We start from the raw sequence: 12,451 nt of genomic DNA on the forward strand, positions 1-12,451 counted from the left end.
ATGTTTACAACTTCTTTGTGTCTTTGTGTCTTGGTGGTCAATTCAAGGCTAGACCCTAATGAGCAGGTTAATGTTTACAACTTCTTTGTGTCTTTGTGTCTTGGTGGTCAATTCAAGGCTAGACCCTAATGAGCAGGTTAATGTTTACAACTTCTTTGTGTCTTTGTGTCTTGGTGGTCAATTCAAGGCTAGACCCTTGTAAACAAGCCAGCGCGACCTGCTATATTATCTGTTAGTCCTCTTAAAAGGACATTAATTTTTAGATGGGGATTTTAATCCCAGACTTGCCCAAACATTGATAAGATTAACAATATGGTGCGTCAATTGTTCTGGTTTTTTGTTGGGAATTACAACCCTAATTGTTTGACGCACCCTACTGATTTGTGTTTACCGCTCAACAATTTTCAATCTTTGCGTCACTAATGTAATCCCACCCGGACGCATTAAAATAGCAGAAATCCAATTATTTCCTGGTGTATTGGGTGCAGTTCCGAGTTTAAAAACACCACCCGAAGCTAAGAACTCTAACTCCAACGGAAAGTCTGTTAAATAGGCTCTGGGTGTGACTCGTTCTTCAATGGCTGTTCCGATCATAATCTCATTCCCCAGAGGTTCTTCAACGATCGCATCAATGCTATATTCTTGACCTGCTTTTACCTGTTCTGGTACACTTAATATTACCGTTGGCGGTTCTTCTCCGCTTGTTAATTGATTGCGTTCGGTTAATACTTCTTGCTGAACAACTTTTTGATTTTCCACCCGTTGCTGTGAGGTAATGCTGGAACTCAGTTGAAATTCTCGACCCCCAAACTGTTGAGTTCCGGTAATTTCAGTGACTGTTGTTGCCAGAATAGCCGAGCCGTCTTGTTGCCAAGATTGCAATTTTGTCTGATAACTTATATTAGAATAATCTTGCCAAAGCTGAGTTAAAACTTGCTCGTAACTGCGACGATCTAAACCATCCGTTGTGGTAAACTCTTGACTATAAAATGCCATCACTCCGGCAACATCTTGACGATTGGCTGCGGCTTCTATTCCTTGAATTAAACTTGTTAACTCTGGAGGTGCGGTTTCTGGCGGTTCTTGGGCGCGAACCCGACTAGAAGCAACCCCTGTCAGCCCCCACAACAGGACACCCAGTAGAACAGAAAGCATCAAAGAAGGTTCTCGACGGCGACGAGATAGAATAGCCGGACGTTGCAGAGAAGGAAAAATCGTCATAATTAACGGTTTTGTTGTCAATAATGGGAACAATAAAGGTTTAAATCAAGGTCTGTACAACTATTAACCTCAATGCACAGTTGCAAGTTTTCCGGGAATAGTCCCCAATAATGGTAACTTAAAACTTATAGCTCTATCAGGATACACCCAACTCTAAACATCCATGCGATTATTAATTGCAGCGAGTGGTACAGGCGGACATTTATTTCCAGCGATCGCAACCGCAGCACAGTTACAGGATTATCAAATTGAATGGCTAGGCGTACCTGACCGCTTAGAAACTCAACTTGTTCCTCAGCAATACCCGCTTCATACGATCAGCGTTCAAGGGTTTCAGCAACGCTTCGGTTTAGGAACCCTACGAACCTTCAGCCGTTTAACGGGTTCCATTCTACAAGTTCGCCGTCTCCTCAAACAAGGAAACTTTCAAGGGGTTTTCTCAACAGGCGGTTACATCGCCGCCCCTGCTATTTTAGCGGCTCGTTCGTTAGGTTTACCAGTAATACTGCATGAGTCCAACGCCAAACCTGGAAAAGTCACCCGTTTACTGAGTGGATGGTGTGACTTGGTAGCCTTGGGGTTTGACTGTTCAACCCAGTATTTACCTCGCGCCAAAAAAATGGCGATTGTGGGAACTCCTGTCCGTTCTGCCTTTTTAGCCCAAACTGAACCCTTATCCGTTTCTATCCCCGAAAACGCGCCGCTTATTGTGGTTGTCGGGGGGAGTCAGGGGGCGGTAGCGGTGAACCAGCTTGTACGAGAAGCCGCATCCGCTTGGTTTAATTTGGGGGCTTGGGTGGTTCATCTAACCGGAACGAATGATCCCCATAGCGAGAGTTTAAAGCATCCGCAATATTTAGCGATGCCCTTTTATGACAATATGGCGGCGTTACTCAAACGAGCCAATTTAGCCATTAGTCGCGCAGGGGCGGGAACCCTCACCGAATTAGCCGTAACTCAGACACCTTCGATATTGATTCCCTATCCCTACGCCGCAGAAGATCATCAAACCTATAATGCCAAAGTATTCGCGGAGGCGGGTGCAGGATTATTACTGCCACAAAACGATCTAACAGGCGAAATCCTAAAAAGCAAGGTGTTGCATCTGCTCAAATCTCCTCAAGAATTGCAACAAATGGCGGAAGCAACGGCATCCTTAGCCGTGATTAATAGTGCTGAACAATTAGCAGATTCTATTGATCAAGTTTTGAGTCGTCCGGGCAACGGATGAGAAACAAAGAAAAAATTACTAATTCTTGGGGTTGCCCTTAGTTGGGTTTAACGGCTTTGATGCGAATGCGTTTATAGTCAGCGATCCAGCTTCCATTTTGACAGAGTTTCGAGTGCAACTTCTTCTCAATTCGCTTTAAAATTTTCTCCTGTTGTTCAGCCGGAATATTCTGAAAGAAGCAACTCGCAAACATTTCAATCCAATTTCGCAGACCATTTTTTCCTTCATCTAAAGGAGTCGGTCGATCAAACAAAGTCGCTAGTTTTAATTGAAAACCTTGACGTTCCAACAGTGTGGCATATTCTGCGATACTGGGAAAATACCAAGGATTGAAGCTTTGATTTTCTGGATATCCAGCCTCATCTAACGCTTCACAGATGCCATTAATAATCGTTTCAACATTTCCTTTACCGCCAAATTCTGCCACAAACCGTCCGCCCGGTTTCAAGGCAAGCCAGACTCCTTCGATGACTTTTTCCGGCTGTTTTAACCAATGTAAAACGGCATTGGAAAACACGCCATCAAATTGTTCACTCATTCCTAACGAAGCGGCATCAACGACGGCAAATTTCAGAGTAGGATAAGAATGACTGGCTCGCTCGATCATGGAAACGGCGCTATCGACTCCGACGACTTCTGCTCCGCAAGCGGTGATCCGATAGGTCAGATGACCCGTTCCACAACCCAAGTCGAGGATGTGTTCTCCATTCTGGGGATGAAGCAGTTTCAGCAGATCAGTTGCCAGGTGAGAGACATAACGGTGACGATGGTCGTAAAGATGGACATTCCAATCATTCACGAAGGGGGTCGGTGTGTTGTTGGCTGTCTGGATGCTCATTAGACGCTTAGGAGTTGGGTCTTTCCTTAACAGTATGCAGTATTTATTGATGAAATTTTTTTAAGTTTAACAAAGTTTAAACGGCTAAGTCATGGGGTCGCTTCGGTAAGGGAGAAATCCTGATTGAGTATACAAGAGGTTTTCCTCGGTTTCACGACAATTTAGACAATTTAATCCTGATGCTGATCACTTTCTTAAACAAAATCAGTATGAATACTTATGGATTTCAGAAATTCTTTAGTATTGAGAAACTGAAAAAAAGTGCTGAACCAGCAGTGTGTTGGTGTAGATTTTACCCGATCGCTGAAACGGATGCCCAATCAAAGCTTTTAACAAATTTTACAATTGATTTGGGCAATTTCCAACAGTAGAGAGATTGAATTCCCGCTCATTTTGTGATAAAAACTACAGATTGTTGGCTAGATGGGAATCTAATTGCTCGAACGGGAGGCGCTTCATGTCAGGTAACGAACTTCAAGCCGATTTTTGGATCACGGAGTACATCACACCCTGGGATATTTATGCTCACGGGGTTACGAACGTACTAGCCTACAAAAAAACAGAATTTCAAGAGATGTACATCGTGGAAACAGGGGCCTATGGTAAAGGCTTGGTTCTAGATGGCAAATGGCAGTCTTGTACCGGAGATGAGTTTCTCTACCATGAACCTCTGGTTCATCCGGCGATGATCGCTCACGCTTCACCCCGTCGGGTGTTGGTTTTGGGGGGCGGAGAAGGGGCAACCATTCGGGAAGTCTTGCGTTGGAAAACCGTTGAACAGGTGGCGATGGTTGATATTGACGGAGAAGTGGTTGACGCCTGCCGAGAATATCTGCCGGAAATGCACGAAGACGCCTTTGATGATCCGCGTCTGCAACTGGTGATCGGCGATGCGTTAGAATTTCTCGATACGAACGATGAGCCTTGGGATGTGGTGATTTCTGATCTGTCTGACCCCATCGAAGAAGGGCCATCTTTCAAGCTGTTCACCAAAGAATATTTTGAAAAAATTCGCAACTGTCTGGCGCCGGATGGTTTTCTCGTCATTCAAGCAGGCCCCGTTTCGCCGGGAAGTATGAAGCTTCATGTTCGCCTGGTTCATACCGTTAACGCGGTTTTTCCTCATGTTGTTCCCTACAGTAGCTATATTTCCACCTATGGGGCGCCTTGGGGGTTTGCGGTGGCGTCTGGCAAACCCATTAATACTCGCCCTGATCCCCAGGAAGTGGATCAACTGATCGCTGAGAAAACGACAGGTGGGTTACGGATGTTTGACGGGGTGGCGCTTCTGGGGATGATGCAGGTTCCTTTGCATATCCGCAAAGCGATCGCAGAGGAAACTCAAGTTTACACCCTCGCTGAACCGCCGAAGTTCTTTGGCAAGGGAAGCGCTCAACAATAAAACCGATAACTCCCCTTTTGATCTCTCCCTAACCCTCTCCACCTCACCGCAACGCCCTCTCTATCCCCCCTGCCCCCCTTTGAAAGGGGGGTTAGGAGAGGGAAAAGGTGTCCCCGACGGGACTATTTATTAATCGAGAGGGGCTGGGGGAGAGGTTCTAAGCAAATGTTTACCGACGAGCGAAACAGCCCTGGGGTTGGGTGAGAGTTGGGCGGGTTTATCAAGGTTAATTGTAATAGACATAGATTTTGACAGAACCCGCCCCTACAACGCAATTTATTGATCTTCTTCTCCCCTCACCAGTTTTTTCTGTAGGGGCGGGTTCCGCAATTATTTGTGTCTCTAACCAATAACCTCAATAAACCCGCCCTTCTTCTTCCCTCAACGCAACCCCTTCAACACCTCATCAGTAAACGGATTTTCACCCTTTTTCAGAGACTCTATCCAACCTTTTCGCTGTGCTTTATTCTCCTCATCACTCGTCCATTCAACGAACGTTTCAAAATCCTGAATCGCCCCCTCAAAATCACCCGTTAACGCCCTGGCAACACCCCGACTATTGATATAATCTTCATTTTTAGGCTTGAGTTGAACGGCATTTTCACAAGCAAACATCACCTTCGACCCTTGCTTATTCAGGCTACCATTCCAACACAGTGTATACCAAGACCTAGCAGAAATTTTTAAATCTGCATCTAATTTTTGAGCCTTTTCAAACTGAGCTAATGCTTCATCTATTTTACCATTTCTTGCTAAATTACTTCCTTCCGAAATCGAAGCAATAGCATTGGCTTTATTCTCCGGGTCAAACGTTAAACTGGGGTCAAATTCTAACGCCGTTTGAAATGCTAAAATCGCTTTATCAACTTTATCATTCCTGGCTAACGACTCTCCACTTCTCACTAAACTCGCTGCGGCTAACTTTAAACTGAAGTTCGAGTCAAGTTTAACGGCCTGTTTAAACCGATCAACTGCTTCATCAATATTACCCCGTCTTGCCGACTGTTCACCCTGCAAAAACCAAGCCGTTGCCGAAGCTTCTACCCCACAAAGACGCCGTTCCTCCTCGGTGACATTGGGGTTATTTTTCAGGTAGTCACTCACCACTGTACAACCTTCTGCGATCAGGTCATCCAGATCAACCGTCCACAGTTTCACGGTGTTGTCATAACTCGCAGTTGCAATCATATCCCCATTGGGGCTGAATGCCACACCGATGACAGAACTCTCATGCCCCTGCAAAGTCTTCACCAAAGTGCCATCGGGCTTCCACAGTTTCACGGTATTGTCCGCACTCGCAGAGGCAATCAATTCCCCATTCGGGCTAAATGCCACAGCGCTGACCCCATCCTCATGCCCCTCCAAAGTCTTCACCAAAGTGCCATCGGGCTTCCACAGTTTCACCGTCTTGTCAACACTTGCAGAGGCAATCAATTCCCCATTCGGGCTAAATGCCACACCCAAGACAAAATACTCATGCCCCTGCAAAGTCCTCACCAAAGTGCCATCGGGCTTCCACAGTTTCACCGTCTTGTCTAAACTCGCAGAAGCAATCATATCCCCATTCGGGCTGAATGCCACAGCGATGACAGTATTCTCATGCCCCTCTAAAGTCTTAACTAAAGTGCCATCGGGCTTCCACAGTTTCACCGTCTTGTCAACACTCGCAGAGGCAATCATATCCCCATTCGGGCTGAATGCCACACCGTAGACCCAATGCTCATGCCCCTCCAAAGTCTTCACCAAGATGCCCTCGGGCTTCCACAGTTTCACGGTATTGTCCCCACTCCCAGAGGCAATCATATCCCCATTCGGGCTAAATGCCACAGCGTAGACAACATTCTTATGCCCTGTGAGCGTCTTCACCAAGATGCCATCGGGCTTCCACAGTTTCACGGTATTGTCCCAACTCGCAGAGGCAATCATATCCCCCTTCGGGCTGAATGCCACACCGATGACAGCATCCTCATGCCCCTCGAAACTCTTCACCAAAGTGCCATCTAGCTCCCACAGTTTCACGGTATTGTCCCCACTCGCAGAGGCAATCAATTCCCCATTCGGGCTAAATGCCACAGCGCTGACAACATTCTCATGCCCCTGCAAAGTCGCGACTTCAGTCCCATCTAGCTTCCACAGTTTCACCGTGTCCCCACTCGCAGAAGCAATCAATTCCCCGTTGGGGCTAAATGCCACACCGTAGACCCAATTCTCATGCCCTGATAGCGTCTTCACCAAAGTGCCATCGGGCTTCCACAGTTTCACGGTATTGTCCCCACTCGCAGAGGCTATCATATCCCCCTTCGGGCTAAATGCCACACCCCAGACAACATCCTCATGCCCCTGCAAAGTCTTAACTAAAGTGCCATCGGGCTTCCACAGTTTCACGGTATTGTCCCAACTCGCAGAGGCAATCATTTCCCCATTCGGGCTAAATGCCACACCCAAGACAGAATTCTCATGCCCCTCCAATGTCTTCACCAAAGTGCCATCGGGCTTCCACAGTTTCACCGTGTTGTCATAACCGGCAGTTGCAATCAATTCCCCTTTCGGGCTAAATGCCACAGCGCTGACAAAACTCTGATGCCCCTGCAATGTCTTCACCAAAGTGCCATCAGGCTTCCACAACTTCACCGTCTTGTCAAAACTCGCAGAGGCAATCATTTCCCCATTCGGGCTGAATGCCACACCCCAGACTTCATCCTCATGCCCATTGATGCTATTCTGCTCTTGGGGTTGATCAAGGACTTTGTGAAGGACATTCATCACCGTCCCCTCTGTATTCACTTTTGACCAGAGAGAAGGTGGGAATTTTTTCAAGTCTTGGCTTGCTTCCAGTGCTTCTACAATTGATTTGAGTCCTTGCTTAGAGGAGAGTAATTCCTTTGCATTCGCACTGATGAGACGGATTTCTGTTAAGTTGAGATTGTCATCGGCTTGTTTGAGATAAAGAGCCGCTATCGCTGAAGATAAACCCAATATTCCTATCGAAATCAAAGCCGAAATAATAGTGGCGCGTTTTTTGGCTTTCGTTAAAACATCATTAGCTTGTTTTAAAATCTCATTGGCTTGTTTTTCTGCGGCTAATGTTGCCTGAATTTCTCGTTTATCCAGTTGTTCACTGGCTGCCAAATACTGATAATCTTGGTCACTCAAACTTTTTCCCGTTGCCCAGGTTTTCGCCTCGGTTAACGCTTCCCCTTTCAACAACCGGGACTCATCGGTTCGACCGGATTTTTCCCAAGCGTTAATGGCTTCGGCGTAGGGTCGTAATTTTGCCAGTTGTTCTTCGACCCAATTGGGGTTAAAAACTGCTTGATAAACTGAGTTATATACTCGCAATTTCCCCCCGGTTTGCACGACTAAACCCGTCAGTCGCAATATCATTTGTTCCGGGCTATTATCGGCGGGAATTTCTTTGTTTTGTAGGATTTGTTGATAGAGTCCTAATAAACGTCCGGTGCGTTTTTCTTCCGCTTTCAACAGGCGATCGCGTAGCGTTCTTAAATGTTCGGGATTGTCTTGATATTCCCACTGATTAATAATTTTTTCCCGCACCAATTCCGCCACCCAGTCAGCCTCATTTCCCGGTTTGATTTCCGCCGAATTTTCCCGAATCAATTTACAAACTTTCTGCGTTAAAAAGGGTTGTCCGTTCGTCCAATACAGCACCGCTTCTAACACCGCTTGGGGATTTTCAGTTAATGAAATAAACCCATTTTTGAGCGGTTCTGCTTCGTTTATTTGAAAGCCATTGAGTTCAATTGCGTGACCAATATTAAAAGGGGTTCGTCGTTGGTCTTGTATTAAATCTGCCGGAGTTGTTACGCCTAATAACGCAAAGGTTAAACGTTGATAAATGGGTTCATCTGCGCGTTTGTTGTAGCAGTCTCGAATAACCGCAAAAAAGTCATCAATATTAAAAGGTAAGCTGAGAATACTATCAATTTCATCAATAAAAATAACAATATTTTGAGAAACAAGTGGTAAGAGTTTATCGCTAAAAAATTTACTAAATCTGCGAATAATAGACAGAGAGTTGAGACTTTCCCACCATTCCTCTAAATCAAATATTTCGTAGAGGTCTAAATTATCTATTATCGCATCAATCACGCTCAAATACCACTGTTCCGGCGTAATATCAAACGTTCCTATTCCGGTAATATCTATTGCCACACAAGCAACATCTTCGCTTTGGAGTCGTTGCATTGTCCGCACTCTCAAGCTAGATTTTCCCATCTGACGACAGTTAAAAACGTAGCAAAAATCACCTGCTTTTAGTTTATTATAAAAGATGTCATCGGCTTGTCTTTTTACATAAGTCGGGGCATCTGGGGGTAGACTTCCTCCCACTTGATAGCTAAAATTCGACTCAGATGAATGAATCATTATATTAGTCCGGTTGATTAACAATTTTACCATATTCGATGAATTAATACTCTTAAAAAAAGTTTTAAGAAAACTTCTGACTTCTGATTCTCCCTAGCCCCCCTTAATCCCTCCGCCTACGGCACCTCCCTTAAAAAGGGAGGCGGGGGGGAAAACAGGGGCAAGATTGAAGTTTAAGTCCCCCTTTATAAGGGGGATTTAGGGGGATTCTTCCAAGGGGAATTTAGGGGGATTCTTCCAAGGGGAATTTAGGGAAATTAAGTCCCCCTTTTTAAGGGGGATTTAGGGGGATTCTTCCAAGGGGAATTTAGGGAAATTAAGTCCCCCTTTCCAATGGGGATTTAGGGGGATTCTTCCAAGGGGAATTTAGGGAAATTAAGTCCCCCTTTCCAAGGGGGATTTAGGGGGATATCTCCGGGGAATTTAGGGAAATTAAGTCCCCCTTTCCAATGGGGATTTAGGGGGATATCTCCGGGGAATTTAGGGAAATTAAGTCCCCCTTTCCAAGGGGGATTTAGGGGGATTCTTCCAAGGGGGATTTAGGGGGATTCTTCCAAGGGGGATTTAGGGGGATTCTTCATTCTGATTAACTGGGAATCGTAATATATTGACCCGGTTCCAAATTTTCCGGTAAAATATTACCATTAGCCGCAGCAATTTTAGTCCATAAATTTCGATCCCCATAAAATTGTTCAGCGATTTTAAATAAAGTGTCACCTGCTTTGATTGTTTTGATAACATAAGTTCGAGACATGAGTTTTCCTTCCTGTGGTCATTGAGGTAGAGGTTGTGTCACTTAAATGAGCGACACTAATATCAACATCACCATTTTTTAGAGATGTTCCCTTCAGGATATTCCGACTTACTGCACCTAAGCAAATCAAGAATTTAAAGGCTGAATGCTTCTTCAGTATTGGGTTTAAGCAGTGGGGGAAATGATTTAACTTCGGGGATTCCCCGAACTTTATAAAGTCGCTTTGCTTAAAAATTCTCGCGCTTCGATTCGACTTGTCTAATATTAACATTCGGGTGGGTATCAGCCAATAATTTGTGTGAAATATCTTTGATAAAATCCTTAAATACTACTTGCTACAAATGATTGATAATATTACCGTAGGGGCGGGTTCTGTACAAATGTATGTTTCCCGCAAGTAACCTATATAAACCCGCCCCCTATTGCTGTTTGTATTTCATCTGTAGGGGCGGGTTGGGAGGTAATATTATTCCTAAAAGCGATCGCTAAAATTGAGTAATGTGCAGAAGTTCGCGAGATTCTTGCTTCACTAAACCATCAATCGCTGCATTTTGCAATTGAATAAACGCCTCAAAGTCTTCTCGACCATATTTAGTCGTTTGTAGAAGATTTCTTAACTGCTTTTCAGCATCTAGCGTTAAATAACCTGTCTCTAAGGTTTTTTGGACTAACTCGTGTATTACACCCATCCCCAAGTGTCTCCTGTATCGGAAGCTTTTCAGATCTACTGAATACAGCTTCTATTCTAGCCTAAGCTGCAAAAAAATTTATAATCTCTGGTATATTTTGCCCGAAAATTTATAATCCGAATTCAAGGAGTTTAGAATTCAGATGTTTTTAATTTTATTCAAAAAAAGATTACGGTTTTTTCCAAATTTTTACCTGACCATCCCAACCGCCACTAATGATTGTTTGTCCATCGGGACTGATATCAACCGCGTTGACATAGCTAGAATGTCCGGTTAAATTCCCTTGTAATTGACCTGTTTCTAGATTCCAAAGTTTAACGGTTTTATCCCAACTTCCACTCACTAACGTGCGATTATCGGCACTAATCGCCACTGACCAAACCCCATCGGTATGACCACTCATTCGACGAATGGGTTGTGCAGTTTGCAGGTTCCACAGTCCAATGGTAGCATCGGCACTCCCACTCGCTAAAATTTGACCATCAGGACTAATCGCTAAGGATAAAACGGGGAGAGAATGACCTTGTAACGTCTGAATTAATTCTCCGGTTTCCAGATTCCAAATTTTAATAGTATTGTCTTTACTGCCACTGACTAATCGTTTACCATCAGGACTAATCGCTATGCTACTGACAAGCTGAGTATGTCCGATTAAAGTCTTTAATAATTCCCCTGTTTGGATATCCCAAATCATCACTGTATTGTCCCAACTTCCACTCGCAAGTTTACGACCATCAGGACTAATTTCTACAGATAAAACTGCGTTTGAATGTTCGCTTAAGGTGTGTAATAAGGGGGAAGTATCGGTGTTTAAAGCCACCATTAGATCCCAGAGTTTAACCGTTCCATCATCACTAGCCGTTGCTAAAATTTGACCGTTTGAACTGACAGCGATCGCATTAATTGAGCTACTATGACCTTTCCAGGTTTTCTTCAGTCCACCTGTGGCTAAATTCCACACTGAAATACTGCCATTACTATTGCCACTAATCGCATAAGGAGCTACAATTTCTACAGATAGAATCTCGCCTGAACTTTCCTCTAAACTGGTCGCTAAAGCATAGGTTTGATTGGCATTAGAAATACTGCGATTAGCCGGAGTTGGAGCGGGTAAATTCGCGGTAGGTTGAGGCGGCGACGAAGGCGGTTCAGCAGCAAGACGTTCAGGAACAGTCGGTAAACTGGTGGCTTTTCGCCATGCTAAAAATCGGTTAATTTCGATTCCGGCTGAGACAATTTGATCGGGATTAACACCTAACTGAACAATCCCATTAATTCCGATGACATTTCCCGCCTCATTTAATACAGGGCCGCCACTCATGCCACTTCTGACTAAATTGTTATAAACTAACGTGTATCCTTGACGGGGTTCCTGTCGATATTCTAGGATGCCTTCTGTACTCAAAAATAATCGATGTCCCAGGGTACTCGCTGAACGAGGCCAACCCGCGACATAAACTACACTACCCTCTTTAACAGTGTTCGCATCGGTGAATTTTGCCAGGGGATAACGTTGGGAACTATTAAAGGGAACAACAGCTAAATCGAGTTCGGGAATTTGACGAATCAGACTATAATAAACCGAGTGACGTTCACCATCAGGAGTGATGACTTCATAATCCCCAACTTGGCTAACGACGTGCCAATTCGTGAGAATATAATAAGTATTTCCTTGCTTTTCAACAATTACTCCTGACCCCCCTTTCGGCCCTTCAATTCTCACCGTAATTTCACTGGCAATTTGATTAATATCTGTCGGAGTTAATGCCAACTGTTGAGGAACATTAGCTAAGACTGAAAATCGCTCAATAGGTTCTTGACTCCAGACGGGAATGGTGAGAACGAGAGTTAAACTGAGTGTGATTGGACTCAATTTGTGGGATAATATTTTTAGGAGAGTTTGGCTTCTCATCTCGATATCAACTGATTC

Annotated in this window: 8 protein-coding genes; 2 read left to right on the forward strand and 6 right to left on the reverse strand. The window is 44.5% G+C overall.

Features of this window, described 5'->3' with window-relative positions:
* Window positions 1-387: 387 nt before the first annotated feature.
* Window positions 388-1,221 carry a nuclear transport factor 2 family protein gene (locus tag VB836_RS02845; protein WP_323217901.1) on the reverse strand — a complete coding sequence of 278 codons (834 nt, stop codon included), beginning with the start codon at window positions 1,219-1,221 and terminating at the stop codon, window positions 388-390.
* A 163-nt stretch (window positions 1,222-1,384) separates the two neighbouring features.
* Between VB836_RS02845 and murG the strand changes: the two genes are divergently transcribed.
* Window positions 1,385-2,452: an undecaprenyldiphospho-muramoylpentapeptide beta-N-acetylglucosaminyltransferase gene (gene murG, locus VB836_RS02850; RefSeq protein WP_323217902.1), complete on the forward strand. Its 1,068-nt coding sequence runs from the start codon at window positions 1,385-1,387 to the stop codon at window positions 2,450-2,452.
* Window positions 2,453-2,489: 37 nt separating this feature from the next.
* Here the strand turns inward: murG and VB836_RS02855 are convergent, their stop codons facing one another.
* Complete coding sequence (locus tag VB836_RS02855; RefSeq protein WP_323217903.1) at window positions 2,490-3,290, reverse strand: class I SAM-dependent methyltransferase; 801 nt, start codon at window positions 3,288-3,290, stop codon at window positions 2,490-2,492.
* A gap of 457 nt (window positions 3,291-3,747) precedes the next feature.
* Between VB836_RS02855 and speE the strand changes: the two genes are divergently transcribed.
* Window positions 3,748-4,692, forward strand: a complete 945-nt coding sequence (gene speE, locus VB836_RS02860; protein ID WP_046277934.1) for a polyamine aminopropyltransferase — start codon at window positions 3,748-3,750, stop codon at window positions 4,690-4,692.
* Window positions 4,693-5,073: 381 nt separating this feature from the next.
* Here speE and VB836_RS02865 read toward each other — a convergent pair whose 3' ends face one another.
* The 4 genes from VB836_RS02865 to VB836_RS02880 all read right to left on the reverse strand — a co-directional run bounded on the left by VB836_RS02865 (window position 5,074) and on the right by VB836_RS02880 (window position 12,433).
* Window positions 5,074-9,078, reverse strand: a complete 4,005-nt coding sequence (locus VB836_RS02865; RefSeq protein WP_323217904.1) for a WD40 domain-containing protein — start codon at window positions 9,076-9,078, stop codon at window positions 5,074-5,076.
* A 586-nt stretch (window positions 9,079-9,664) separates the two neighbouring features.
* A complete protein-coding gene (locus VB836_RS02870; RefSeq protein WP_323217905.1) occupies window positions 9,665-9,832 on the reverse strand; it encodes a LysM peptidoglycan-binding domain-containing protein in 168 nt (55 codons plus the stop codon).
* Between the two features lie 485 nt (window positions 9,833-10,317).
* Entirely contained in the window at window positions 10,318-10,521 is a 204-nt protein-coding gene (locus VB836_RS02875) for a hypothetical protein (protein ID WP_046280663.1), read from the reverse strand.
* A 169-nt stretch (window positions 10,522-10,690) separates the two neighbouring features.
* Complete coding sequence (locus tag VB836_RS02880) at window positions 10,691-12,433, reverse strand: trypsin-like peptidase domain-containing protein (RefSeq protein ID WP_323217906.1); 1,743 nt, start codon at window positions 12,431-12,433, stop codon at window positions 10,691-10,693.
* Window positions 12,434-12,451: the final 18 nt, after the last annotated feature.

The sequence above is a fragment of the Limnoraphis robusta BA-68 BA1 genome (genome assembly GCF_034932365.1).
Classification (GTDB): Bacteria; Cyanobacteriota; Cyanobacteriia; order Cyanobacteriales; family Microcoleaceae; genus Capilliphycus; species Capilliphycus robustus.